The sequence below is a fragment of the Tritonibacter sp. AK171 genome, from assembly GCF_030127025.1.
GTDB classification, from domain to species: Bacteria; Pseudomonadota; Alphaproteobacteria; order Rhodobacterales; family Rhodobacteraceae; genus Epibacterium; species Epibacterium mobile.
Map to the genome: position 1 here is coordinate 2,530,310 of NZ_CP126134.1, position 22,877 is coordinate 2,553,186.

Genomic DNA, 22,877 nt, shown 5'->3' on the forward strand with positions numbered 1-22,877 from the left:
CAGCGTTCATCTCCGGGCGATGTATCATGCGTGTGACGCCATCCCGCTCCGGCGGTGATTGCCAGGGGCGGATGCGATATTTCGCCGAACGCGCCTACAGGCGACGCGACAGCGCATCCAGAAAACGCCCGCGCGCCTCGGGAACAGGCCGATTGCCCAAGGCTGGTGCCAGCTTTGATTCGAAGAAAAACCCCGTGGTTCTCAGCGCAGTCAGGATTTCTATGTCTTCGCCATCGCCCTCGCCTCGCATCACCGGTGGCAGGGGCAACAAGCGATCCGCCCATTCCCCCGCGCCCGCCTCAGAGACCGCACGGCCCGTTTTGGGTGAAACATACATGAGCCCCTCAGTGGCGCCGGTCACCGCGCAGCAAGACAGATCAAGACCGTAGCCAAGATCCTCAAGCAGCGAGAGTTCCCAGCGCAGATACCCCAGCGGCCAGAGATCTTCGTTGTCGAGCAGGTCCAGCAAAGCTTCGCTGCGGTGATACAGCTCTGGATATGCTTCGCGATCCGGTAGCGCAAAAGCCAGAAGCGCGCAGACCGCATTCAACCCTGACAACGCCAGTCGTCCCGACAGCGCCGAAGCAGCACGGCTGCGCAGCGGTTCCGCCTTATAGGTGCCCAAGTGATCTTCGAGACGGGCGGACCACGTCAGATCCAACTGCGCCCCCGGCTGTAAATGTGGTGCCATCTTGCGACTGGCCCCACCGCGCACGAGGCCCGCGTGCCGACCATGTGCTTGAGTGAATACTTCGATCAGGGCGGAAGATTCGCCGTGGCGACGTACCGTCAACAAGATGCCCTGATCACGCCAGTCCATTTCCTAGTCCAGCCCCGGCTCATCCAGCAGGTGTCTGCCCTGCCGATCTTCTACCTCAATCACCCAGAGATCGCTGTCAAACTGGCGTTGCTTGGCGATTGATGCCTCCACATCTTCGTCCGAACCCGCGACCAGTTCGACCCATTTGCGATCTCCTGTCATCAGATCGAAACTGCGCTGATACGCGCGGGCCTCACCGTCCAGCGTATTGAGCTTCACCAGCACCGCGCCGGCGGTGTCATCGCCATGTGCGGTGACAAAGGCGGGGATATCCTGAAAACGCAAGCGGGCCAGATAGGCGTCGACCCAAAACCGAGCAGTGAGACGGGACATAAGTGCTCCTTGCGACCTGCGCGACACCCTTAATGTGCCTCCGGCGGAGGTATTTGTAAAAAGATGATGGAGCGAGCGTTTAGTTCCCGTCCTTAAAATCGAGCCCCATTTCCGAGTAGCGTTCGGATTCCTCTAGCCAGTTCGGGCGGACCTTGACCTGTAGGAACAGGTGGATTTTGCGATCCAGGAATTCCTCAAGTTCTGCGCGGGCCGCTTGTCCCACGGCTTTGATTGTCTCGCCGCGCTTACCCAGCACGATGCCCTTGTGGCCATCGCGAACCACGTAGACCACCTGATCAATGCGCGCAGAGCCGTCCTTACGCTCTTCCCATTTCTCAGTCTCAACCGTGAGCTGGTAAGGCAGTTCCTGGTGGAGGCGCAGGGTGAGCTTCTCGCGCGTCATCTCGGCGGCAATCATCCGGAGTGGAAGATCCGCGATCTGATCCTCGGGGTAGAGCCACGGGCTTTCGGGCACCTCGGCCGCGAGCCATTGGCGCAGATCGTCGGTGCCATAGCCTTTTTCTGCGGAAATCATAAAGGTCTCAGCAAAGGAGAAACGGTCGTTCAGATCCTTGGTCAGGCCGAGCAGCACATCGGATTGCACCTTGTCGATCTTGTTGATCGCCAGTGCGACGCGGCGGCCCTGAACAACTTCGCCAAGGTTTTCGATGATCCGTTCTACGCCTTCTGTGATGCCGCGATGCGCCTCGATGAGCAGAACGATCACATCCGCATCTGCAGCACCGCCCCATGCAGCCGCAACCATAGCGCGATCCAAGCGGCGGCGCGGCTGGAACAGGCCCGGGGTATCGACGAACACAAGCTGGCTCTCGCCTTCCATCGCCACGCCACGAATGCGCGCGCGGGTGGTTTGCACCTTGTGGGTCACGATGGAGACTTTTGCCCCCACCATGCGATTGAGAAGCGTGGATTTCCCGGCGTTCGGCTCGCCGATGAGGGCGATAAAGCCTGCGCGTGTGGTCATGTCTCTTGCTCCAGTTTGGCCAAAAGGGCCTTGGCGGCGGCCTGCTCTGCGAGGCGTTTTGAACCTGCGGTGGCCTGTTCTTCGGTTCCATCTTCAAGACGGGCAGCGATGGTGAAGACGGGTTCGTGATCGGGGCCCGTACGGGCGATCAATACATATGCGGGTGGCGGTTGACGGCGCGCCTGCACAAATTCCTGCAGCGCTGTTTTGGGGTCACGGGCATCATCTTCAACCGTGCCAACGCGCTTACCCCACAGGCGCAGGATCACGTTCTGGGCAGCCTCAAAACCTGCGTCCTTGTAGACGGCGGCAATCACGGCCTCCATCGCATCGCCCAACAGCGCCTGCTTGCGCCGCCCACCGGATAGCATTTCAGATCGGCCAAGTTTCAGCACCGCACCAAGATCAATCTGGCGCGCGACATCCGCGCAGGCTTCCTTGCGCACCAGCGCATTGAACCGCGGTGCCAATTGGCCCTCTGTGGCGTGTTTGTCATGCTCAAGGAGCGCCGTCGCCATCACCAGCCCCAGCACGCGGTCGCCGAGAAATTCCAGCCGCTGATTGTCCTGACGGTTTGGCGAGGAAACCGAAGGATGAGTCAGCGCACGGATCAACAGCTCCGGGCTGGAAAATTCATGCCCCAGCCTTGCCTGAAAGGCGAGGATATCCCGAGATAGCTTCACATGTGGTCCTTTGAGCATCATTGGGGCGTTTCGGCCCCGGTGGGTTCGTTCCTTATCCCAGCAAAGCGCCAGAGGAAAGCACTCTGCGTGTCGCATGCGCTAAGATAGCACCTCGCATCCCCTACCACAGTAAAAAGGCCGCAGGCAGGGACTGCCAACGGCCTTGTTCAACGTCACAAAGCGCCGTTGACTATGTGATGCCCTTAAAGAACCGATCACTGCGCCATGTCCAGAAGAACAGCATGGAGCGGCCAGCGGACGAGAACATGATGCGATCTGCGCGCCCGATCAGGTTTTCAAACGGTACATATCCCACGCCGCCCACGGCCTGTGGCACGCGGCTGTCGGTGGAATTGTCGCGGTTGTCCCCCATAAAGAAGAAATGACCCTCGGGGACATGATAGACCTTGGTATGATCGCTCGACTGGTTGCCGATATTGATGACAGCGTGAGAAGTTCCACCCGGCAAGGTTTCAATCTGGCGGGATTTCTTACAGATCCCGCCCTGCCCGACAGGGTCGTTTTCACAGCGCGGGAAGTTACCCTGCGGCCCCTGACGTTCCATTTCTTCCTCGAACTCGCCATCATCCATCAGCCCTACCGCGGTGCCGTTGATGTAGAGGACGCCGTCCTTCATCTGCAGCTTATCGCCGGGCAGCCCCACAAGACGCTTGATGTAGTCCGTGCCATTCACCGGATGGCGGAACACCACCACATCGCCGCGCTCTGGCTCACTGGCGAGGATGCGCGTGTTGTCACCATCGATAAAGCCACAGATGTCTTTGGCATCGATATTGAGGCCAACAGCACCGATGCGGATGGTTGGACAGGACGCATAGGAATAGCCATAGGCCATCTTATTGACGAAGAGAAAATCGCCGATCAGCAACGTCTCTTTCATCGAGCCGGAAGGAATCCAGAAGGGTTGAAAAAACAGGGTGCGGAAGACACCGGCAATCAAAAGTGCGTAGACGATTGTCTTGATCGTCTCGACGATTGAGTTCCCGGTCGTGGTTTTCGACGCCATCAGGCTCTCCGGTCATTTGTGGACGGGTCAGGCGCGTACATGCGGGGCTGTCCGGCGCAAGTCAAGCGGTGGAGGCAAGACATATGGGATGTGGCGCAGAAGTGAGCAACTCTGCCGCACTTTCGATGCGCACCAAACAAGTGGTCTAGGTCTCTGGACTGGGCCGGGACACTGGCAGCGCCTCGATCAAGACCATCGCATGAGCCCAGGGGTGATCATCGGTGAGTGTCACATGGATCACAGCCTCATGCCCAGCCGGGGTCATCTGGTCGAGCCGCTCCTTCGCCCAACCCGTCACATGCATGACCGGCTGGCCGCTGCGCAGATTGGACACGGACATATCCTTCCACGCGATCCCCATGCGTAGCCCTGTTCCGAGCGCCTTGGAGCAGGCTTCTTTTGCAGCCCAGCGCTTGGCATAGGTGCCTGCTACATCAAGGCGACGTTCAGACTTCGCCTGCTCCACCTCAGTGAACACCCTGTTTCGAAACCGGTCACCAAAACGATCAAGCACAGCTTGAATGCGCTCTATGTTTGCCAGATCAGTGCCGATTCCTAGGATCATTTGGGCCTCTTATCAGGTTCTTGATACTCAGCCACGCTTCTGGGCGCGCAGTATGGATTTCGCACCTGTCGCCAAGAAGAACCGCACCAGCACGAATGAAATCAAGGTCTGGAACAGGATCGCGGCCAGAAGCACCAATGCGCCTCCGGGTTGGCTGAGCACAAATTTGATCTCTGGAACGGCGATGCTGAACGCCGCGGTCGACAAAAGCGTCAGACCAAGAACGACCAGCCCGGCACGCCGCGCAAACGCCCACATTTCAGAGGTCTCAGGTGCGCGATCCTCTGCCTTGGCAAAGGCCTGCCCCTCCGCCATCGCAGCCCCCATCGCAGGGATAATCGCCATGCCTGCGTTGGAGATGTCGAACCGGAAAATCGCCTGAACCAGCAGGATCAGAACCATCAACGCGACCATGATGGCGAGATAAACTACGGCAAAGCGCCCGAGCTTCATGTGCTGTCTCCTCAGCGTGCTTCATCCATCAGGCGGCGCATTTCCTGCACTGCCGGGGTGAGACCGCGAAAAATGGCCTCGCCAATCAGAAAATGACCGATGTTTAGCTCCATCACCTCCGGAAAAGCCGCAACGGACGCGACTGTTTCATAGGTAAGCCCATGCCCTGCATGTACTTCTAGCCCCAGTGAATGCGCAAACGTTGCCATGTCCTGCAGCGCGGCCAGTTCCTTGTCCCGCGCGGCAAAGTTGCCTTCGGCGTGGTGGTCGCAATAGGCCCCTGTGTGAAGTTCGATGACTTCGGCACCGATGCGATGCGCGGCTTCGATCTGCTTTTGGTCTGCGGCGATAAAAATCGACACCCGACACCCCGCATCACGCAATGGCGCGATAAAATGGGCCAGACGATTTTCTTCACGGGCCACTTCAAGACCGCCCTCAGTGGTGCGCTCTTCACGCTTTTCTGGAACGATACAGACCGCATGCGGCTTATGCCGAAGCGCTATCTTTTGCATCTCATCGGTTGCGGCCATCTCAAAATTCAGCGGCACCGACAGCGCCTCCATCAGCCCGTCAATGTCCGCATCTGTGATGTGGCGACGGTCTTCGCGCAGGTGAGCGGTGATGCCGTCGGCACCTGCCTCTTCTGCCAGTTTCGCCGCACGGATCGGGTCTGGATAAGCTCCGCCACGGGCATTTCGCACTGTGGCCACATGGTCGATATTGACGCCAAGGCGCAGGGAGTTTTGGGACATGAGAACGTCTCTTTGTCAGGGATGTCTTTTGCGGCAGAGCCTAGCGGGCAAGGCCAAAGAGGCAAGGCACAAGAACTAGAGTGATACAATTCTCCCGCCGCCAAGCGCGTTTAGTCTGTGCGGCCAATCTTCGGAGAGCGGCTCGGCGGGGTGGTTCCGCTCGGTGCATGTGGGCTGTTGACTGGTTCAAGTTCTGCACGTTTCTTGATCGCTTCGAACTTCGCCTTGATCTTGCGGCGACGCCGCTGCTGGTAGGTGCGGATCAATGGAACAGAAAGCATATAGCCCACAGTCGCGACAATGAGGCCCGGGATGATGCCGCCAATCATATAGGGGTAGAATACCTCGTCATAAAAGATCTTTAGCCCCGTCCAATCAACGGGAGTTCCAGTCGCATAGGCGTAGATGTTGTACCAAAGGTCCCACCCTGCCGCGAGGAACTTGTCCGCCAATGTCGCATCAACCTCCGCCACCGGCTGACTGCCCAGCAACCAGTGCCCGGTCTGCAAAGAAATCACACCGATTGGCACATAAGTCAGCGGGTTTCCAAAAAAGGTCGCAGAAAGCGCCGCAAGGATATTGCCGTTCATGACCCGCGCAATGGTTGCGGCAACAAGAAAATGCAGACCATAAAACGGGGTAAAGGTGGTGAAGAGACCGGCCCAGATGCCACGCGCGATGCGCTCCGGCTTGTCCGGCAGACGGCGCACCCGATGTTTGACATACAAAAACGCCCTTCCCCAACCTCCACGAGGCCAGAGAAACTCCGCAACCGCCCTATGCGGCGGGCGTCTGTCTCGGCGCCTGAATACCAAAAGATCGTCCCTATTCTTCGTACTGAAGAGCCTAGATCGTACGGAGTTGCGTTCCAGGCGTTTCCCGGTGGCGCGCGACCGCGGCGACGTCGCTTTCAGCTTCCAACATAAGTATCAGCGAATGCAGCTGTTCCACATCACGCAATTCCACATTGATCATCAAGCGGTAAAAGTCAGGTTTCCGATCCTTGAATTCAAGGTTAGAAATATTGGCCTTTTTTTCACCAATTAACGTACAGATCCGCCCCAGAACGCCCGCATCGTTGCCAATGGTCAACTCCAGCGTGACACCATAGACGGCCGGATGGGTGCCGGAATGCCAATGCACATCCACCCAGCGATCCATTTGATCTTCAAATTCTCCCAGACGGTCGCAATCAGCAGAGTGTACCACAACCCCCTGCCCTCGTGAGGTGATGCCAATGATCCGCTCACCCGGAAGCGGCTCACAACAGGAGGCGCGTTCGAATTTTTGCCCGGGTTCCAGACCGATCACCGCGCGGCGCGGCGAGACCTCATCGCCTTCTTTGTCGGTCAGTTCAGGATAAACTGCCTGCACCACATCATGGGCGGTGATCACTGCAGCACCCAGACGTGCGAGCAGCTCGGTGACATCACTGACCCGCAAGGCGCGCGCTGCGGTTTCCAATGCTTTGTCGGTGGCCTTCTTGTTCACATGCTCAAAGGCAGACCGAGCAAGCTCGTGACCGAGCTTCACAAATCTCTCGCGGTCTGCTTCGCGCAAGGCCCGGCGGATGGCTGTGCGCGCCTTCCCCGTGGTGGCGATTTCCAACCAGCTGACTTGCGGAGTTTGCCCCTCGGCGGTGATCACCTCCACCGACTGGCCATTTCTGAGACGGGTCCAGAGCGGCACGCGGATGCCATCAACCTTTGCGCCGACACAGGCATGACCGATGCGGGTGTGGATCGCATACGCAAAATCAATCGGTGTCGCGCCCTTGGGCAGCTTGATCACATCCCCTTTGGGGGTGAAGCAGAACACCTGATCCGAATACATCTCCAGCTTGACCGCTTCGAGAAATTCGTCGTGATCGTCCTCGCCATCAAACTGTTCCGTCAGCGATGCAATCCACTTGGCAGGGTCAACGGCAAAGGGGTTTTCGGTGCGCACGCCGTCGCGATAGGACCAATGCGCCGCCACGCCCGACTCGGCCACGTCATGCATCTGGCGGGTGCGAATCTGTACCTCGACCCGCTTGCCATCGCGCCCCGACACCGTGGTGTGGATGGAGCGATAACCATTGGATTTTGGCTGGCTAATATAATCCTTGAACCGCCCCGGCACCGCGCGCCAACGCTGGTGGATGGTGCCAAGGGTGCGGTAGCAGTCTTCCTCAGAGCGGGTGATGACGCGGAACCCATAAATGTCGGAGAGGCGGGAAAAGCCTTGATCCTTTTCCTGCATCTTGCGCCAGATCGAATAGGGTTTCTTGGCGCGACCAAAGACTTCGGCCTCAATGCCCGCCTTTTCCAGCTCCAGCCGCATGTCGCCGGTGATCCGGTGGATCACATCGCCGGTTTCCCGTTGCAGGGTGACAAAACGACGGATGATCGACTGGCGCCCTTCAGGGTTCAGCACCTTAAACGCGAGGTCTTCCAGCTCCTCACGCATCCATTGCATCCCCATGCGGCCTGCCAGCGGCGCATAGATGTCCATGGTCTCCCGCGCCTTTTGAGCCTGTTTTTCAGGACGCATGGCGCGGATGGTCCGCATATTATGAAGCCGGTCCGCAAGCTTGACCAAAATGACCCGAAGGTCCTTGGACATTGCCATAAACAGTTTGCGGAAGTTCTCCGCCTGCTTGGTTTCGCGCGACGAAAGCTGCAGGTTGGTCAGCTTGGTGACCCCATCGACCAGCATCGCAACTTCCTCGCCAAAGCGGGAAGAGACCTCCTCAAAATTGGCCTTCGTGTCTTCGATGGTGTCGTGAAGGAGCGCGGTGATAATCGTGGCATCGTCCAGCCGCTGCTCCGTCAGGATCGCGGCCACCGCTACGGGATGCGTAAAATAGGGTTCACCCGAATGACGGAACTGCCCCTCGTGCATCTCCTCGCCAAAAGCAAAGGCATCACGCAGGCGCTGTTCATTCGTCTTCGGGTTATAGTCGCGGACCAGGGAAATCAGGTCGTCAGCAGAAGTCATCGCCGGTCCGCAACCTCTCTCATGTCAAACAGCCCGGATCAGCCTTGACCCTGAGCCTCCATCAGGGCGCGCAGGAGCTTTTCTTCGCTCATGTCGTCTTCCTGAGGTTTGTCCGCTTCGCCACCCATGAGCAGAGCCATGGAATCTTCTTCCGGCTCGTCGACCTCGATCTGAGATTGGTTGCTCTCGATCAGGCGCTCACGCAGGGCGTCGGCACTTTGAGTTTCCTCGGCAATCTCGCGCAGGGAGACGACCGGGTTCTTGTCGTTGTCGCGGTCCACAGTGAGTTCAGCACCGGCGGAGATCTCACGCGCACGATGTGCGGCCAGCATCACCAGCTCAAATCGGTTGGGAACCTTGTCAACGCAGTCTTCGACCGTCACGCGGGCCATGGGCGACTCTCCAATACAGTTCTGGGTCCAGAAGACGTGCTTCTATGATGAATCACGGGGCTTGACAAGGCGGAGGCGTTCACAATTGCACGAATGCTGCAAAAGCCGCCGTTATAGTGGTCTCACCTGCTCAACATCATTCGCAGGGCACGACAATAGCATCTGACGCACAGACCTTTCCAAGTCCGGATGGACCCAATCACCGGCAATGTCCGCAAGCGGAACGAGCACAAATGCGCGATCCTGCAATCTAGGGTGCGGAAGAATCAGTTGATCCGGGGCGCTGACACGTTGCTCCGCCGATGGCAGGTCACGCCAATATCTAAACAACTGAATGTTTGGAATAATTTCTCGACCCACCGCAAGAAGATCCAGATCCAGTGTTCGCATGCCCCAGCGCTGCGTTCGGGTGCGATGGAACTTAGTTTCGATTTTGTGAAGGCGACGCAACGTTTCCGCTGCTGGAAAGTTACCTTCCAGCATCACTGCCGCATTCACATAGTCAGGCCCTGCTCCCGCAGGGAAGCAAGGTGTCGCAAAGAAGCGTGAAACAGCCGAAAGATCAAGGCCCTCTGCGTGAAACTCCGCAAGGCAGGTTTGCAGAATTTCGAGCGGTGTAGTACCCTCATCTTCGAGGTTGCTCCCCAAAGCGACAAGATAGTTTGACCGGTTTTCGGCCATTGTTGACCCCAATTCCATAAGACCTAACTCTTGCGGGGAGTGCCAAATAACCTAAATTAAGTCCACCCGCGGAGCCGGAGATTTATTTAACTCACTCACGGAACTTTGGCCCGCGACACCAGAAGGACACATTTAATGTTTTACAAAGACGAACGGCTCGCGCTGTTCATAGATGGCTCGAATTTGTATGCCTCGGCAAAGGCATTGGGATTTGACATCGATTACAAGCTTCTGCGCCAAGAATTCATGCGTCGCGGCAAACTTGTACGGGCTTTCTATTATACTGCGCTGCTGGAAAACGACGAATATTCTCCCATTCGGCCTTTGGTGGATTGGTTGCACTACAATGGTTTCTCCATGGTGACCAAACCCGCCAAAGAATACACTGACAGCATGGGCCGCCGTAAGGTGAAGGGCAACATGGATATCGAACTGACTGTCGATGCCATGGAGCTTGCGCCCCGCGTTGATCATATCGTGCTGTTTTCAGGTGACGGAGATTTCCGCCCTCTGATCGCCAGCCTGCAACGTCAGGGCGTCCGCGTTTCGGTCGTCTCTACGATTCGCAGCCAGCCGCCGATGATCTCGGACGAATTGCGCCGTCAGGCCGACAATTTCATCGAACTCGAAGAGTTGCGCGATGTGATTGGCCGTCCTCCGCGCGACATCCCCAGCGAACCGCGCGCCGCAACAGTCGAAGACTAAAGCGCCCGCTGTCGACGCTTACCGGCCTTCAAGCTCTGATATACACCCGGCGCAATCACATCGTCGGGTGTTTTCTTTTGCGCGCTGGACTTGCCCAGCTCTGGACCTCAGGCGGTGCAAGCCTTACCTCTTGGCCAATGTCCTCCTTTCAGACCTGCGGAGACCCGCGCCAATGACCGCCAAACCTCCTCTCATGCTCTACCTTGCAGCCCCGCGCGGTTTTTGCGCCGGGGTGGATCGCGCGATTAAAATCGTGGAAATGGCGCTAGAGAAATGGGGCGCGCCAGTCTATGTGCGCCATGAAATCGTGCACAATAAATTCGTGGTCGATGGTCTGCGCGACAAGGGGGCCGTGTTCGTCGAAGAACTCGAAGAATGCCCCGATGATCGCCCGGTTATTTTCTCTGCGCATGGTGTGCCGAAATCCGTCCCCGCCGCCGCGCAGGCGCGCGAGATGGTGTTTGTCGACGCCACCTGCCCGCTGGTTTCGAAGGTACATATCGAGGCCCAGCGCCACGCCGAGGCTGGCCTGCAGATGATCATGATCGGCCACAAGGGTCACCCGGAGACCATTGGCACCATGGGTCAGCTGCCCGAAGGAGAAGTCCTCTTGGTCGAGACCGTCGAGGATGTGGCACATGTTGACGTGCGCGATCCTGAGCGCCTCGCATTCGTGACCCAAACCACGCTCTCTGTCGACGACACCAAAGACATCGTAGCCGCGCTGCAAACGCGCTTCCCTGCGATTATCGGCCCGCACAAAGAAGACATCTGCTACGCGACCACCAACCGTCAGGAAGCCGTTAAAGAGGTTGCACCCAAATCTGATGCACTTCTTGTGGTGGGAGCGCCAAATTCTTCGAACTCCCGTCGCTTGGTTGAGGTCGGTGCCAAAAACGGTTGCAGCTATGCGCAATTGGTTCAACGCGCTGAGAACATTGACTGGCGTTCGCTCGACGGCATTCGCTCCATCGCTATTACCGCCGGCGCGTCAGCACCAGAACTCTTGGTGAACGAAGTGATCGACGCCTTTCGCGAGCGTTATGATGTGACCGTGGAACTGGTCGAAACCGCAGTGGAGCGCGTCGAATTTAAAGTGCCCCGCGTCCTGCGCACGGCCTGACACCAACGAAACAAAACCCATAGCGGCATGTCTCGCCGAAACAGGCTCCCCTCAAGGTACTGAACTTCGCTTGCAACTTCACAAAGCGCAGCTACCTTGGTCCGTGCGCCTCTCGGGTGCCGTCTATTGAGTTATAAGGAACGGGTGCTTTGATCTCTCTGCAATTTCTTCTCACCGCATTTGTCGTCGTCCTCGCGCCGGGAACCGGTGTGATCTACACACTCGCGCTTGGCCTTGGGCGCGGTCGGCGTGCCGCAATCTGGGCGGCTTTGGGCTGCACTATCGGAATTCTGCCGCACCTGATTGCCGCAACGCTCGGTCTCGCAGCGGTCCTGCATTCCTCGGCGCTGCTGTTCCAAGGCGTAAAAATCGCAGGTGTTCTGTACCTGCTGTATCTCGCGTGGCAGATGCTGAAATCAGACGGCGCACTCTCTGTTTCGGCGGCAAAACCAGACCCCCAGCCGGGTATTACCATCGCCAAACGTGGGGCGCTGATTAACATTTTGAACCCGAAACTCTCGATTTTCTTTCTCGCCCTGATGCCGCCGTTCCTATCCGGCAGCGCCGCAACGGCGACACAGGAAATGATGCTCCTCGGCACGGTCTTCATGGGTATGACCTTTGCCGTCTTTGCGCTGTACGGCCTCTTTGCCGCCCAGGCCCGCAGTCTGATCCTCGGTTCAGAAGCGGTTGTAAAATGGCTCAACCGCAGCTTTGCGGCGATCTTTGCGGCACTCGCTCTACGCCTCGCGATGGAGCGCGCCTGATGCTGCGTGGCATCCCGACGGCCCCGCTCGCACTGGGGCTTGCGGGACTCATACCTTTCGTGTGGGGCGCGCTAACGCTTTTGCTGCCTTCCCTGCAGGGATGGGGCATCAACAATCTAGGTCCGCGTTTCGTTGGCCCCTATGTGCAGCTTTTTTACGGCTCGGTGATCCTCAGCTTCATGTCTGGCGTCCTCTGGGGCTATGCCACCCGCGCCTCAGGTCGACTACAATCAGCGGCCTGCTACGCCCTTTCGGTGATCCCGGCCCTCTGGGCGTTCTTCATGACAGGGGGCGGGCCTGTCAGCGCCGGTATGAACCTCATCTGGGGGTTCTTAGGCCTATTGCTACTCGATATGATGTTTAGCCTGTGGCGTCTCACGCCCTCGTGGTGGGTCAAGCTACGCCTGCTACTCACCAGCGTTGTTGTCCTGTGCCTCAGCGTTGGGGTGTTCTTATGAGCGACAAAGAAACCATGGCCGTCTACGCCAAGGCCGCAGCGGATTATGCCAAGGGTTTTGCCCGCTCCAAAGATACCTTTCACGAACCCGATTACGAGGCCTTTACCGCAGGGCTCCCATCTGGCGGCTCAGTGCTGGATCTGGGCTGCGGGCCGGGGCATTGGGCCGCGCGGTTTCGCGATGACGGCTACACTGTCACTGCAATGGACGCATCGCCCGAAATGGCCACATATGCACAAGACGCCTATGACCTCGAAGTAACCGTTGGCCGGTTCGAGGATATCACGTCTGAGGCAAGCTATGATGGGATCTGGGCATTCTTCAGCCTGCTGCATGCTCCGCGCTCAGAGTTCCCGGGCCACCTGTTGCGCCTGCACAACGCGCTCAGACCACGCGGCATGTTGGCACTGGGCATGAAGCTTGGCACAGCGGAAGGGCGTGACGAGCTGGGCCGTTTCTATGCGTACTACAGCGAGGACGAACTGCGCACTCTTCTATCCGAGGCTGGCTTCACCCCCCTCGGCGCAAGACGCGGCAATGGCAAAGGATTAGCTGGCGCAGAAGAGACCTTTATCGTACTGACCGCACATGCCTGATTTATTTGCCTATACCGACGGAGCCTGCTCCGGAAATCCCGGCCCCGGTGGCTGGGGTGCCCTCTTGCGTGCCATGGACGGCGAGACCGTCGTGAAAGAACGCGAACTCAAAGGTGGCGAGCAAGAGACCACCAACAACCGGATGGAGCTTCTGGCTGCGATCCACGCGCTCGAAAGTCTTGCGCGGCCTTCAAAAATCACCGTCGTCACCGACTCGGCCTATGTGAAAAACGGGGTCACCGGTTGGATCTTCGGCTGGAAAAAGAACGGCTGGAAGACCGCTGCCAAAAAACCTGTGAAAAACGTCGAGCTATGGCAGCGACTCGATGCAGCGCAGGCCCGCCATGATGTCACATGGGAATGGGTCAAAGGGCACGCAGGCCACCCAGAAAACGAACGTGCGGATGAGTTGGCACGCGCGGGCATGGCCCCTTTCAAATCTTCTGGCAAGGCTTCTGCGGGTTAAACATGGCATCCCTCCTGCGCAATGCTTGTTCGGTCGTCCTTCGTCGCGAAGAATGGCCGGCCTTTGCGCATGCAGTCGGTGGAGAGCGTCTGACCGCGGGTAGGAGCGCACCCGGCGCAGAGGTTCCAGCATGACCATTCTGACCCTTCTGGACTACGCCGCAGCCATCGTATTTGCGGCATCGGGTGCGATGGTCGCCAGCCGCGCGCAATTGGACATTGTAGGTTTTGCGTTCATCGCCTGTCTGACAGCGGTTGGCGGCGGCACTGTGCGGGATGTGCTGCTCGACCGGCATCCTGTGTTCTGGGTTGGCGATCCCATGCCGATCCTCCTTGCCTCCGGTGTGGCCATTTTGGTGTTTTTTACGGCTCATCTCGTCGAAAGCCGCCTGCGCTGGGTGATCTGGCTCGATACCTTCGCGCTTGCCATTGCGGTTCCTGCAGGGACAGGTGCCGCGCTGGAGCTGGGGCACGGCCCCGTGATTGTTGTGCTGATGGGCATGGCGACCGGCAGTCTTGGTGGTTTGATGCGAGACGTTGTCTGCAATGAGGTGCCATTGGTTTTGAAACAGGGAGAGCTATACATTTCCTGTGCAATGGCCGGGGCGATCACTGCCGTTGCATTGGTGTGGCTGAACCTTCCTGCCGCCACCGCATTGTTGGCCTGCGCTGGCGTCACTTGGGTTACGCGGGCGGGTTCGCTGGCATTTGGCTGGCACTTGCCCGTCTATAAACCCCGCCCACCCCGGCAATAACTCAATAGCTGCGACCGCCAACAAGACAAACGCTGGTCTTTTGGATCTTCAGACACCAGCCTATGTCTCGCCCGGCAGCGCGCCCTATGGGCGCGCTGCCGGGCTGGTCGCTTCGGGCAAAGCCCGAAGCGAAACACCTCAACACATAGCTATTTATTTTGAATTTTCTGCCACAGCAGGATCAGCACCACGGCTCCCAGTATGGCCCCAACAAGCCCTGCGAGCATCCCCATGACCGCCAGCAGAGTTCGCAACACCAGCCCGCCAATCAAAGCGCCAGCAACACCAATCACAATGGTCGTGATCACGTCCGTCTCAATTCGCATGATGCGCGTTGCGATGAATCCGGCTGCCGCGCCGACAATGATCAGGAAAACAACTGGCATTCCGCCCCACTTTCCGGCTCACCTCAGAGCCATTCGTTTCACATTCACTCAGGCCCCGATCAAAACCGCGCCTGCACCACGGGATGACTTTAGCGGCGCCAATGAAACGGCACGATGATAAGCGCCCCGATTGATGACGCCACAGCATTCCAGCCCGGAGCGTTGAAGCCGATCCCAAACATCAGCCGCAAAAAGAAAAACAGGAACGCTCCGCCAACACAGATAATAATGGATTGCACCACACCATTTTGCGTAAAGCCACTGCGTTCGGACGCGTAACCGACAATACCCGCAATCACCACGGTACCAAAAAGGGCCAGCATCATTGCGTGTCCTCCGCTGCCGACAGCTGCATACCTTTGGGCATCTGGAACCCGCGCAAGAAAGTCTCCCGATCCTGCGCGCCTTTGCCTGCGCGTTGCAGGCGCAATAACTCCACCGCACCCTTGCCGCAGGCCACCGTCAGGTTTTCATCCAGCACCGTTCCTGCCGGCCCCTTGCCCTCAGCCAGTCGCGATGCGAGCACCTTGATCCGCTGCCCCTGCACTTCACTCCAAGCCCCGGGAAAGGGAGACAAGCCCCGGATCTTGCGATCCACTTCCTCGGCAGGCTGCGACCAATCGATCTGCGCCTCAGCTTTGTCGATCTTGCTGGCATAGGTGACGCCTGCATCGGGCTGCGGCTCGGACCTGAGATCCGGCAGGGTTTCAAGCGCCTCAACAATGAGTGTCGCGCCCATCACCGAGAGGCGATCTTGCAGTTCAGATGTGACTTCCTCGGCTCCAATGGCCGTTTTTTTGCGCAAAAGCACCGGACCAGCGTCGAGACCCGCTTCCATTTGCATGATGCAAACGCCGGTTTCTACATCCCCGGCCATGATCGCCCGGTGGATCGGAGCCGCCCCCCGCCAGCGCGGCAAAAGGCTTGCGTGAATGTTGAGGCAGCCCTTTTTCGGCGCGTCCAGAATTGCTTGTGGCAGGATCAACCCATAGGCCACCACCACGGCGATATCGGCCTCAAGCGCAGTGAACTCCGACTGCGCTTCTGCGGTTTTCAGCGACACCGGGTGGCGCACCTCAAGCCCCAGTGCCTCGGCCCTTGCATGAACGGGTGTCGGACGGTCCTTCTTGCCGCGTCCGGCTGGACGGGGGGGCTGGCAGTATACGGCAGCAATCTCGTGTCCCGCCTGCACCAAGGCATCCAGTACCGGCACAGAAAACTCCGGCGTTCCCATAAAGATAACCCGCATATTCCAGCCCCTTCTTGCCGCAACCGTCTTTGCACGAAGGCTTAGCGCAGGATGACAGTCAGGGCCAGAGCAGACGCGCTGACGCGCGACGGGTCAAGCCTGCCCCTCTGGGTCAGGCCAGTGCCTCCGGCGGAGGTATTTGGGAAAAGATGAAACCGCTCAGCGCGCGAATTTGCGCGCTTTCTTAATCAGCATGTCGCGTTTCACCTTGGAGAGATTGTCAAAGTACATCTTTCCATTCAGGTGATCGATCTGATGCTGCACTGACGTGGCCTCAATACCGACAAAATCACGTCGGTCGATCACGCCATCCTCATTGAGGAACCGCACTGTGACCGCGCGGGGGCGTTTGATTTTTGCTGAGATACCTGGGAGGTTCGGGCTGGCTTCTTCGTGTTCACGCAGCTCGATTGAAGCGTGCAGAATTTCGGGGTTGGCGAGACGCACAGCGCGGCCACGCTCGGTCGAGCCATCCACCACTGCGAGACGCAGCATGACCCCAATCTGAGGGGCCGCCAGGCCCACACCCGGCATTGCCTCCATCGTGTCGATCATATCATCCCAGATCGCACGGATCTCATCGGTGATCTCGCTGACCTCAGTCGCTGCGGTGCGCAGGCGTTTATCGGGCCATGGCAGACAGGTTCGGGTGGTCATGCATTGGCCTCCTTTTGGGAAAGATAGTGCTGCTGAGCCGTGTGGCGCATCTCTGGCGACAAGTGATCGAATGTTACGCGCCCGTCGAGATGGTCGTATTCATGTTGAATGCAACGGGCCGCGAACCCGTCAAAACACTGTTCGTTCACTGCGTTTCCGGCATCATACCAGCGCACTCGGATCTCTGTTGGGCGAGTGACTGGTGTGGTGACGCCGGGAATAGACAGGCAGCCCTCTTCGCCCTCGGCGGTCTCAGTCGCGCGCCACAGGATGTCGGGGTTTACCATCACAACGGGATTTCGTGCCCCATCTTTCCAATCGACGTCCATCACAAATAGCCGTTTGAGAACACCCACCTGCGGCGCGGCCAAGCCTCGTCCCGGCGCGTCATACATGGTTTCCAGCATATTCGCGATCAGGCCTGAGAGGTCTTCGCCCTCTGCTACCGGAGCGCAGACCGCCGTCAGGCGGGGATCGGGCCATTTGACGATGGGTAAGAGGCTCATACGTTGCCGCGTGCGCGTTCGCGCTTGAGCTTTTGCATCTTGCGCGTGATCATCTGACGCTTCAACGGCTTCAGATAGTCGATGAAAAGCTTGCCATCGAGGTGGTCGATCTCATGCTGGACACATGTGGCCCAGAGCCCGTCAAACGTCTCGGTCTGGAGGTTGCCATCACGGTCCAACCACTCGACATCCACCACTTTGGGCCGGGTCACCTCGGCATATTGTTCGGGAATGGAGAGGCAGCCTTCCTCGTAGACGTTCGTCTCATCCGAGGCGGCAATGACGCGGGGGTTAAACATCACCAGCGGGCGCGCCTCGCCTTCGCCTTCCTTCACGCAATCCAGCACGATCAGGCGGTCCAGAATACCGATCTGTGGCGCAGCAAGGCCTATACCGGGCGCGGCATACATGGTTTCAAGCATGTCATCGGCAAGCGCGCGCAACTCATCAGAGAGGTCCGGCACATCGGCGGCGATCTTCTTCAGACGCGGGTCGGGGTGGATCAGAATGGAGCGTTTCATGGGCAAAGGCTTTAGGCCAATCCCCGCAAGGCCGCAACGTCTCATCATCGTTAGACACCTACGCGCCGCAGGGCGTGTTTGTACCAGCACATTGGCAAGGCTTTGCAGCGCGCGCGCAATCACCTAGCTTTTGCAACAAACACCACGGAGACAGATTAATGGATTTCGACAAGATCATCGACCGACGCGGCACCCATTGCGCCAAATGGGATATGATGGAACCGCTCTATGGCGTCACCCCTGAGGAAGGCTTGGCCATGTGGGTCGCCGATACGGATTTTGCCGTGCCGGACGCTGTCTCAGCCAAGATGCGCGAGATGGCTGATCATGGTGTCTACGGCTATGTGAACTGCGAATCCCAATACAAGAACGCCATTCAATGGTGGATGGAAAACCGCCACGGTTGGAGCGTCGACGCGGATGCGATCTTTACCACAACCGGTCTGGTGAACGGCGTCGGCATGTGCCTTGATACTTTCACCCAGCCCGGCGATGGCATTGTGCTGTTTACTCCGGTCTATCATGCCTTTGCCAAGGTGATCCGCCTTGCCGGGCGCGAGGTGGTGGAATGCCAGATGGTGCAGGAAGATGGCGCCTATAAAATGGATTTTGCAGCCTATGACGCGCAGATGACCGGCAAGGAGAAAATGGTCATCCTCTGCTCGCCGCATAATCCCGGCGGGCGCGTCTGGACCCAGGACGAACTGCAGCAGGTCGCCGATTTCTGCAAGCGTCATGACCTGATGCTGATCTCTGATGAAATCCACCATGATCTGGTCTTTGGCGGGCGCAAGCATATCCCGATGGCCGTCGCTGTGCCTGAGGTAAGCACGCGTTTGATCATGCTGACAGCACCGTCGAAAACCTTTAACTTTGCGGGCCTTCACACCGGGCAAGTGATCATCCCTGATGAAACGCTGCGCGAACAGTTCCGCCGTCGCATGATGGCAATCTACCTGCAAGGCAATACGGCCGGAGAGTTTGCCACGATCGCCGCCTATTCTCCCGATGGCGTCGCCTATGTGGAGGAACTGGTTCCCTACCTCGAGGGCAACAAGAAACTGTTTGATGAAGCGGTGAACGCCATTCCGGGCCTGCAATCGATGGAGTTGCAATCCACTTATTTGGCTTGGGTTGATTTCTCTGGCACTGGCATGGAGCGCGAAGAATTCATCCGTCGCGTCGAGCAGGGCGCAAAGATCGCCGCCAACCATGGCACGACCTTTGGCACCGGTGGCGAGAGTTTCCTGCGCTTCAACCTCGGCACGCAGCGCGCGCGGGTCGAAGAAGCCTGCGAGCGGCTATCAAAAGCGTTCGCTGATTTGCAGTAACGCGGGTTTATAAAGTCTCTGTCGCCGGGATCATCACTGGCGACAGAGGTTTGTCAAATCTCAGCCCATAGTGGCCTAGGGGGCGTCTTCAGCCCTCGCCCAGATGTTGCTCGTGCCCCAAGAGGCCGACTGGCGCATCTGGCGCGCGATAGAAATCAAGTGGCGCAGTCTCCGCAGCAGCCGTGGCGCGTTTGAAGTCGTAGCACATCTCACCCGCTTCTGCCTCGGAAGCGACGATGAGACACTGTGACAGATGACGCGCGCCATCGTAGAGGTCCACGAGGCCACGTAGTTGCGGCACGGTTTCCTCTTCGACAGAAAATCCGCGATCCCACAGGCGCAATACCGGGTAGATTTCATCGCCCACATGCACCCGCAGGCGGTTCTTTTTCTTCATGCCCTCAATACGCGCCTTATCAAGGGCGTCCTGAACAGATTTGGGAACATATGTGGTCATGGTCTCAACCTCCGGCTTTAGCAGACCGAGTCTTAGGGTGACGTCAAATTGGCTAAAATCAAGTGAAGAAACGGTGAATTTCCTTCGAGAAGGGTAATTGTGGTGATGAGGCTTCGCCTGTCGCAGTGCCACTTACCTGTGCGCGCATGCAGGGACCCTGCGCAGTGGCACAGGTGGCCGCGTCCCCTTCCCGACCCTATCCTTATCCGCAAGCGAACAAGGAAGGACCGATTATGGGACTGCTGGTAGACGGCGAATGGCAAGATGTCTGGTACGACACGAAATCAAACGGCGGCGCGTTCAAGCGTTCGGAATCGCAGTTCCGCAACTGGCTGACGGCGGATGGCAGCCCCGGCCCGGACGGACAACAGGGATTTAAGGCTGAAAGCGGGCGCTACCATCTCTACGTGTCGTATGCATGCCCATGGGCCCATCGCACGTTGATTTTCCGCAAACTCAAGGGTCTGGAAGACCACATCAGTGCTTCGGTCGTTCACCCGGATATGCTGGACAAAGGGTGGGAGTTTAAAACCGACGAGGATGGCGCAACTGGCGATACGCTCTTTGGCTTTGACTATATGCATCAGGTCTACACCAAGGCGGACCCAAAGTATTCTGGCCGGGTGACGGTCCCCGTTCTGTGGGACAAGCAAGACAACACCATCGTCTCTAATGAGAGCGCGGAAATCATCCGCATGCTGAACTCTGCCTTTGACGACATCACGGGAAACACCCTTGATTTCTGGCCCGAGGAGCTGCGCGAACCCATCGAGGCCGTGAACAAACGTGTCTACGACACGGTGAACAACGGCGTTTACAAGTCAGGTTTTGCGACCTCGCAAGAGGCATATGACGCCGCCGTTGTGCCGCTGTTTGAGAGCCTCGACTGGCTGGAAGATATCCTGAGCCAACACCGCTACCTGATGGGCGACAAACTCACAGAAGCAGACTGGCGCCTGTTCACCACATTGGTGCGATTTGATCCGGTCTATCATTTGCATTTCAAATGCAATCGACGTCGCATTATCGATTACCCAAACCTCTGGGGCTACACACGTGAACTCTACCAAATGAGCGGCGTGGCGGAGACGGTGGTCATGCCACATATCGTGCGCCACTATCACTACAGTCACGACACCATAAACCCCAACCGGATCTTGCCGATCAATCCGGTACTTGACTGGCAGGCACCGCACGGGCGCGGCTCAGTCCCGCCCTCGTGAGGCGGGCTATGGGTTGCCGCGCTTGCTTTATGGCCATTGCAGGGGCATATCGTGCCTAGACGCTGATCTGATAAAAGGCCGCCCCGCGATGGCAGAACCCTCTCAGTTTGCCGCTGTGCAAGACCCGGCGCAGGCCACGGCCTCTGCCGGAGGAGCGCGTGACCACGGTGGCAACCTCGCTGCGGCAATCGCCCGATTTGGAGGTCTGCGAGAAGACTGGATTGACCTCTCGACAGGGATCAATCCAGCGCCCTACCCGTTGCCGCCGCTCATGGCTGAGGACTGGACCGCATTGCCCGACCGCGATGCCCAACAGGCGCTCATCGATGCCGCGCGCAGCTTTTGGCGCGTGCCGGAGGGGGCAGACATCCTCGCCGCTCCCGGTGCCTCCGCCCTGATTGCACGCCTCCCCGCACTGCGCCCTGCGCGAACGGTTCAGATCACCACGCCCACTTACAATGAACACGCCGCAGCGTTTGATCATTGCGGCTGGCAAATTCTGGATCATGGCCCAGCCGAGGCGCAGGTCGTGGTCCACCCCAACAACCCAGATGGCCGCCTGTGGCAGCCAGACGAAATCAACGCCCCCTTCTGCGTGATAGATGAGAGTTTCTGCGACATTTGCCCGGAACAGAGCCTCATCACCCGCGCATCTGCCTCGGGCACCATTATTCTCAAGAGTTTTGGCAAATTCTGGGGGCTTGCTGGCTTGCGACTGGGTTTTGCCATTGGTGATCCCGATCTGATCGCAGGGTTGCGCGCAGCAATGGGGCCGTGGGCTGTCTCTGGGCCTGCACTGCGCATTGGCGCGCATGCTTTGAACAATCACGACTGGGCGGCCACCACACGGCTTGAACTGGCTGACGCAACCTCTCGGCTGGATCAACTGATGCAGCAGGCCGGTGCGCAAACTGTCGGCGGCACCGATCTGTTCCGGCTTTACGACGTTGAGGACGCAAGTGCCTGGCAAGACCGCCTTGCCCGCGCTCATATCTGGAGCCGTATATTTCCCTATTCCAGCCGTTTCCTGCGCCTCGGCCTGCCGCCCGCAGATCGCTGGAACCAACTAGAGGCCGCACTTTTATGAGCACCGCTGCGCTATTGATCCCGGCAATGATCCTCGATGCCATTTTTGGAGAACCCAAATGGCTCTGGTCCCGCGTGCCGCATCCGGCGGTTCTGATGGGCAAACTTGTACAGGCGCTCGATGATGGGCTGAATGACGGTGACGGACGACGTGGCAAGGGCGTTGTGGCCGTCCTCGTGCTTGTTGTCACTGGCCTGTGTCTGGGCTGGGCAGTGTCGTGGTTAGGAGATGTGGTCAGCGTATTGATCGCTGCCATCCTCATCGCTCAACGCTCTTTGGTTGATCATGTACGCGCGGTAGCCACCGGTTTGCGCCATGGCCTCCTTGAGGGGCGCGAAGCCGTTGCGCAGATTGTCAGTCGCGATACAGCCAATATGACCGGCCCGCAGGTTGCGCGCTCGGCAATTGAAAGCGGCGCAGAAAATTTCTCGGATGGTGTCATCGCGCCAGCATTCTGGTTTCTGGTTGCCGGCCTGCCGGGCCTGTTAATCTACAAACTCATCAACACCGCCGACAGTATGATCGGCTATCGCACCGAGGCTTACGAGGAATTCGGCTGGGCGGCGGCGCGGTTTGACGATGTGCTCAATATCATTCCCGCCCGTCTGAGTGCGCTGCTGCTGGCAGTGGTCACATGGCGCACGAGCGAGTGGGGAGAAATCAGTGCCGATGCGCGCAAGCACCGTTCCCCCAACGCGGGCTGGCCCGAAGCCGCGATGGCACGCGCACTGGGTGTCGCGCTGGCCGGTCCCCGATCCTATGACGGCGAGATGCGGGATTTTGCTTGGGTAAATGAGGCGGGGTCAAAAAGCGCCAACGCCCATGCAATCACACGGTGCTGCGACGTTCTTTGGAAATCTTGGGGTCTGACACTGGTTCTGGTGGTTGCATTGGGTCTGCTCTTCTAGATATCGTTAG

30 protein-coding genes are annotated in these 22,877 nt (G+C 58.4%); 11 read left to right on the forward strand and 19 right to left on the reverse strand.

Annotated features, from left to right (window positions below; genetic code table 11):
• Positions 1–94 precede the first annotated feature (94 nt).
• From recO to folK, 12 genes are all read right to left on the reverse strand, one after another.
• Positions 95–820 (reverse strand): DNA repair protein RecO, encoded by a 726-nt coding sequence (gene recO, locus QNI81_RS11845; protein ID WP_114962264.1) that lies wholly within the window; start codon positions 818–820, stop codon positions 95–97.
• 3 nt (positions 821–823) lie between these two features.
• Positions 824–1,153, reverse strand: coding sequence for a DUF1491 family protein (locus QNI81_RS11850; protein WP_065328598.1), 330 nt, complete (start codon positions 1,151–1,153; stop codon positions 824–826).
• Between the two features lie 79 nt (positions 1,154–1,232).
• The gene (era, locus tag QNI81_RS11855) at positions 1,233–2,138 is read right to left on the reverse strand and encodes a GTPase Era (protein ID WP_283966619.1); all 906 of its coding nucleotides are present in this window, start codon (positions 2,136–2,138) and stop codon (positions 1,233–1,235) included.
• Positions 2,135–2,821 carry a ribonuclease III gene (gene rnc, locus QNI81_RS11860; protein ID WP_009178078.1) on the reverse strand — a complete coding sequence of 229 codons (687 nt, stop codon included), beginning with the start codon at positions 2,819–2,821 and terminating at the stop codon, positions 2,135–2,137. Before rnc ends, era begins: the two co-directional genes overlap by 4 nt.
• Before the next feature lie 190 nt (positions 2,822–3,011).
• Entirely contained in the window at positions 3,012–3,848 is an 837-nt protein-coding gene (lepB, locus tag QNI81_RS11865) for a signal peptidase I (protein WP_283966620.1), read from the reverse strand.
• A 145-nt stretch (positions 3,849–3,993) separates the two neighbouring features.
• A complete protein-coding gene (gene acpS / locus QNI81_RS11870; protein WP_283966621.1) occupies positions 3,994–4,413 on the reverse strand; it encodes a holo-ACP synthase in 420 nt (139 codons plus the stop codon).
• 27 nt (positions 4,414–4,440) lie between these two features.
• Positions 4,441–4,866: an ABZJ_00895 family protein gene (locus tag QNI81_RS11875; protein ID WP_283966622.1), complete on the reverse strand. Its 426-nt coding sequence runs from the start codon at positions 4,864–4,866 to the stop codon at positions 4,441–4,443.
• A gap of 11 nt (positions 4,867–4,877) precedes the next feature.
• The gene (locus QNI81_RS11880; protein ID WP_283966623.1) at positions 4,878–5,621 is read right to left on the reverse strand and encodes a pyridoxine 5'-phosphate synthase; all 744 of its coding nucleotides are present in this window, start codon (positions 5,619–5,621) and stop codon (positions 4,878–4,880) included.
• 110 nt (positions 5,622–5,731) lie between these two features.
• A complete protein-coding gene (locus tag QNI81_RS11885; RefSeq protein WP_283966624.1) occupies positions 5,732–6,436 on the reverse strand; it encodes a DUF2062 domain-containing protein in 705 nt (234 codons plus the stop codon).
• Positions 6,437–6,467: 31 nt separating this feature from the next.
• On the reverse strand, positions 6,468–8,600 hold the full coding sequence (locus tag QNI81_RS11890) for a RelA/SpoT family protein (protein WP_005615032.1): 2,133 nt from the start codon (positions 8,598–8,600) through the stop codon (positions 6,468–6,470).
• A 38-nt stretch (positions 8,601–8,638) separates the two neighbouring features.
• Entirely contained in the window at positions 8,639–8,992 is a 354-nt protein-coding gene (gene rpoZ, locus QNI81_RS11895; protein WP_005615037.1) for a DNA-directed RNA polymerase subunit omega, read from the reverse strand.
• A gap of 111 nt (positions 8,993–9,103) precedes the next feature.
• Entirely contained in the window at positions 9,104–9,691 is a 588-nt protein-coding gene (gene folK / locus QNI81_RS11900; RefSeq protein ID WP_283966625.1) for a 2-amino-4-hydroxy-6-hydroxymethyldihydropteridine diphosphokinase, read from the reverse strand.
• 117 nt (positions 9,692–9,808) lie between these two features.
• Between folK and QNI81_RS11905 the strand changes: the two genes are divergently transcribed.
• From QNI81_RS11905 to QNI81_RS11935, 7 genes are all read left to right on the forward strand, one after another.
• Complete coding sequence (locus tag QNI81_RS11905; RefSeq protein ID WP_005615043.1) at positions 9,809–10,378, forward strand: LabA-like NYN domain-containing protein; 570 nt, start codon at positions 9,809–9,811, stop codon at positions 10,376–10,378.
• Positions 10,379–10,550: 172 nt separating this feature from the next.
• A complete protein-coding gene (ispH, locus tag QNI81_RS11910; protein ID WP_283966626.1) occupies positions 10,551–11,501 on the forward strand; it encodes a 4-hydroxy-3-methylbut-2-enyl diphosphate reductase in 951 nt (316 codons plus the stop codon).
• 149 nt (positions 11,502–11,650) lie between these two features.
• A complete protein-coding gene (locus QNI81_RS11915; RefSeq protein ID WP_283966627.1) occupies positions 11,651–12,268 on the forward strand; it encodes a LysE family translocator in 618 nt (205 codons plus the stop codon).
• The gene (locus tag QNI81_RS11920) at positions 12,268–12,726 is read left to right on the forward strand and encodes a DUF3429 domain-containing protein (RefSeq protein ID WP_009178258.1); all 459 of its coding nucleotides are present in this window, start codon (positions 12,268–12,270) and stop codon (positions 12,724–12,726) included. Before QNI81_RS11915 ends, QNI81_RS11920 begins: the two co-directional genes overlap by 1 nt.
• Positions 12,723–13,322 (forward strand): class I SAM-dependent methyltransferase, encoded by a 600-nt coding sequence (locus QNI81_RS11925; RefSeq protein WP_283966628.1) that lies wholly within the window; start codon positions 12,723–12,725, stop codon positions 13,320–13,322. The genes QNI81_RS11920 and QNI81_RS11925 overlap by 4 nt, the downstream gene beginning before the upstream one ends.
• Complete coding sequence (gene rnhA, locus QNI81_RS11930) at positions 13,315–13,788, forward strand: ribonuclease HI (protein ID WP_065321091.1); 474 nt, start codon at positions 13,315–13,317, stop codon at positions 13,786–13,788. The genes QNI81_RS11925 and rnhA overlap by 8 nt, the downstream gene beginning before the upstream one ends.
• 130 nt (positions 13,789–13,918) lie before the next feature.
• Positions 13,919–14,542, forward strand: coding sequence for a trimeric intracellular cation channel family protein (locus QNI81_RS11935; protein ID WP_005615062.1), 624 nt, complete (start codon positions 13,919–13,921; stop codon positions 14,540–14,542).
• 149 nt (positions 14,543–14,691) lie between these two features.
• On the opposite strand, the gene QNI81_RS11940 is transcribed toward QNI81_RS11935, so the two are convergent.
• The 6 genes from QNI81_RS11940 to def (QNI81_RS11965) form a co-directional block, all read right to left on the reverse strand.
• Positions 14,692–14,928, reverse strand: coding sequence for a GlsB/YeaQ/YmgE family stress response membrane protein (locus tag QNI81_RS11940; RefSeq protein WP_283966629.1), 237 nt, complete (start codon positions 14,926–14,928; stop codon positions 14,692–14,694).
• An 89-nt stretch (positions 14,929–15,017) separates the two neighbouring features.
• The gene (locus QNI81_RS11945) at positions 15,018–15,254 is read right to left on the reverse strand and encodes a hypothetical protein (RefSeq protein ID WP_005615068.1); all 237 of its coding nucleotides are present in this window, start codon (positions 15,252–15,254) and stop codon (positions 15,018–15,020) included.
• On the reverse strand, positions 15,251–16,177 hold the full coding sequence (gene fmt / locus QNI81_RS11950; protein WP_283966630.1) for a methionyl-tRNA formyltransferase: 927 nt from the start codon (positions 16,175–16,177) through the stop codon (positions 15,251–15,253). The genes QNI81_RS11945 and fmt overlap by 4 nt, the downstream gene beginning before the upstream one ends.
• Before the next feature lie 159 nt (positions 16,178–16,336).
• Entirely contained in the window at positions 16,337–16,834 is a 498-nt protein-coding gene (def, locus tag QNI81_RS11955; RefSeq protein ID WP_283966631.1) for a peptide deformylase, read from the reverse strand.
• Positions 16,831–17,340 carry a peptide deformylase gene (gene def, locus QNI81_RS11960; RefSeq protein WP_283966632.1) on the reverse strand — a complete coding sequence of 170 codons (510 nt, stop codon included), beginning with the start codon at positions 17,338–17,340 and terminating at the stop codon, positions 16,831–16,833. The genes def (QNI81_RS11955) and def (QNI81_RS11960) overlap by 4 nt, the downstream gene beginning before the upstream one ends.
• Positions 17,337–17,861 (reverse strand): peptide deformylase, encoded by a 525-nt coding sequence (gene def, locus QNI81_RS11965; protein ID WP_009177735.1) that lies wholly within the window; start codon positions 17,859–17,861, stop codon positions 17,337–17,339. The genes def (QNI81_RS11960) and def (QNI81_RS11965) overlap by 4 nt, the downstream gene beginning before the upstream one ends.
• Positions 17,862–18,019: 158 nt before the next feature.
• Here def (QNI81_RS11965) and QNI81_RS11970 point away from each other — a divergent pair, with 158 nt between their 5' ends.
• A complete protein-coding gene (locus tag QNI81_RS11970; protein WP_283966633.1) occupies positions 18,020–19,192 on the forward strand; it encodes a MalY/PatB family protein in 1,173 nt (390 codons plus the stop codon).
• An 88-nt stretch (positions 19,193–19,280) separates the two neighbouring features.
• Here QNI81_RS11970 and QNI81_RS11975 read toward each other — a convergent pair whose 3' ends face one another.
• A complete protein-coding gene (locus QNI81_RS11975) occupies positions 19,281–19,649 on the reverse strand; it encodes a hypothetical protein (protein ID WP_009178119.1) in 369 nt (122 codons plus the stop codon).
• A 233-nt stretch (positions 19,650–19,882) separates the two neighbouring features.
• Between QNI81_RS11975 and QNI81_RS11980 the strand changes: the two genes are divergently transcribed.
• From QNI81_RS11980 to cbiB, 3 genes are all read left to right on the forward strand, one after another.
• A complete protein-coding gene (locus tag QNI81_RS11980; protein WP_283966634.1) occupies positions 19,883–20,872 on the forward strand; it encodes a glutathione S-transferase family protein in 990 nt (329 codons plus the stop codon).
• An 88-nt stretch (positions 20,873–20,960) separates the two neighbouring features.
• Positions 20,961–21,959, forward strand: coding sequence for a threonine-phosphate decarboxylase (locus QNI81_RS11985; protein WP_283966635.1), 999 nt, complete (start codon positions 20,961–20,963; stop codon positions 21,957–21,959).
• The gene (gene cbiB, locus QNI81_RS11990; protein ID WP_009177554.1) at positions 21,956–22,867 is read left to right on the forward strand and encodes an adenosylcobinamide-phosphate synthase CbiB; all 912 of its coding nucleotides are present in this window, start codon (positions 21,956–21,958) and stop codon (positions 22,865–22,867) included. The genes QNI81_RS11985 and cbiB overlap by 4 nt, the downstream gene beginning before the upstream one ends.
• Positions 22,868–22,877 lie beyond the last annotated feature (10 nt).

Bases quoted from the DNA above. Each gene is read 5' to 3' on its own strand.
- folK (WP_283966625.1), bottom strand. From the start codon at position 9,691: ATGGAATTGGGGTCAACAATGGCCGAAAACCGGTCAAACTATCTTGTC.
- era (WP_283966619.1), bottom strand. From the start codon at position 2,138: ATGACCACACGCGCAGGCTTTATCGCCCTCATCGGCGAGCCGAACGCC.
- def (WP_283966632.1), bottom strand. From the start codon at position 17,340: ATGAGCCTCTTACCCATCGTCAAATGGCCCGATCCCCGCCTGACGGCG.
- QNI81_RS11940 (WP_283966629.1), bottom strand. From the start codon at position 14,928: ATGCCAGTTGTTTTCCTGATCATTGTCGGCGCGGCAGCCGGATTCATC.
- QNI81_RS11975 (WP_009178119.1), bottom strand. From the start codon at position 19,649: ATGACCACATATGTTCCCAAATCTGTTCAGGACGCCCTTGATAAGGCG.
- QNI81_RS11980 (WP_283966634.1), top strand. From the start codon at position 19,883: ATGGGACTGCTGGTAGACGGCGAATGGCAAGATGTCTGGTACGACACG.
- rpoZ (WP_005615037.1), bottom strand. From the start codon at position 8,992: ATGGCCCGCGTGACGGTCGAAGACTGCGTTGACAAGGTTCCCAACCGA.
- QNI81_RS11935 (WP_005615062.1), top strand. From the start codon at position 13,919: ATGACCATTCTGACCCTTCTGGACTACGCCGCAGCCATCGTATTTGCG.
- def (WP_283966631.1), bottom strand. From the start codon at position 16,834: ATGACCACCCGAACCTGTCTGCCATGGCCCGATAAACGCCTGCGCACC.
- QNI81_RS11875 (WP_283966622.1), bottom strand. From the start codon at position 4,866: ATGAAGCTCGGGCGCTTTGCCGTAGTTTATCTCGCCATCATGGTCGCG.
- lepB (WP_283966620.1), bottom strand. From the start codon at position 3,848: ATGGCGTCGAAAACCACGACCGGGAACTCAATCGTCGAGACGATCAAG.
- rnhA (WP_065321091.1), top strand. From the start codon at position 13,315: ATGCCTGATTTATTTGCCTATACCGACGGAGCCTGCTCCGGAAATCCC.
- QNI81_RS11920 (WP_009178258.1), top strand. From the start codon at position 12,268: ATGCTGCGTGGCATCCCGACGGCCCCGCTCGCACTGGGGCTTGCGGGA.
- def (WP_009177735.1), bottom strand. From the start codon at position 17,861: ATGAAACGCTCCATTCTGATCCACCCCGACCCGCGTCTGAAGAAGATC.
- QNI81_RS11850 (WP_065328598.1), bottom strand. From the start codon at position 1,153: ATGTCCCGTCTCACTGCTCGGTTTTGGGTCGACGCCTATCTGGCCCGC.
- ispH (WP_283966626.1), top strand. From the start codon at position 10,551: ATGACCGCCAAACCTCCTCTCATGCTCTACCTTGCAGCCCCGCGCGGT.
- cbiB (WP_009177554.1), top strand. From the start codon at position 21,956: ATGAGCACCGCTGCGCTATTGATCCCGGCAATGATCCTCGATGCCATT.
- QNI81_RS11970 (WP_283966633.1), top strand. From the start codon at position 18,020: ATGGATTTCGACAAGATCATCGACCGACGCGGCACCCATTGCGCCAAA.
- acpS (WP_283966621.1), bottom strand. From the start codon at position 4,413: ATGATCCTAGGAATCGGCACTGATCTGGCAAACATAGAGCGCATTCAA.
- QNI81_RS11985 (WP_283966635.1), top strand. From the start codon at position 20,961: ATGGCAGAACCCTCTCAGTTTGCCGCTGTGCAAGACCCGGCGCAGGCC.
- recO (WP_114962264.1), bottom strand. From the start codon at position 820: ATGGACTGGCGTGATCAGGGCATCTTGTTGACGGTACGTCGCCACGGC.
- QNI81_RS11880 (WP_283966623.1), bottom strand. From the start codon at position 5,621: ATGTCCCAAAACTCCCTGCGCCTTGGCGTCAATATCGACCATGTGGCC.
- QNI81_RS11945 (WP_005615068.1), bottom strand. From the start codon at position 15,254: ATGATGCTGGCCCTTTTTGGTACCGTGGTGATTGCGGGTATTGTCGGT.
- fmt (WP_283966630.1), bottom strand. From the start codon at position 16,177: ATGCGGGTTATCTTTATGGGAACGCCGGAGTTTTCTGTGCCGGTACTG.
- QNI81_RS11905 (WP_005615043.1), top strand. From the start codon at position 9,809: ATGTTTTACAAAGACGAACGGCTCGCGCTGTTCATAGATGGCTCGAAT.
- QNI81_RS11925 (WP_283966628.1), top strand. From the start codon at position 12,723: ATGAGCGACAAAGAAACCATGGCCGTCTACGCCAAGGCCGCAGCGGAT.
- QNI81_RS11890 (WP_005615032.1), bottom strand. From the start codon at position 8,600: ATGACTTCTGCTGACGACCTGATTTCCCTGGTCCGCGACTATAACCCG.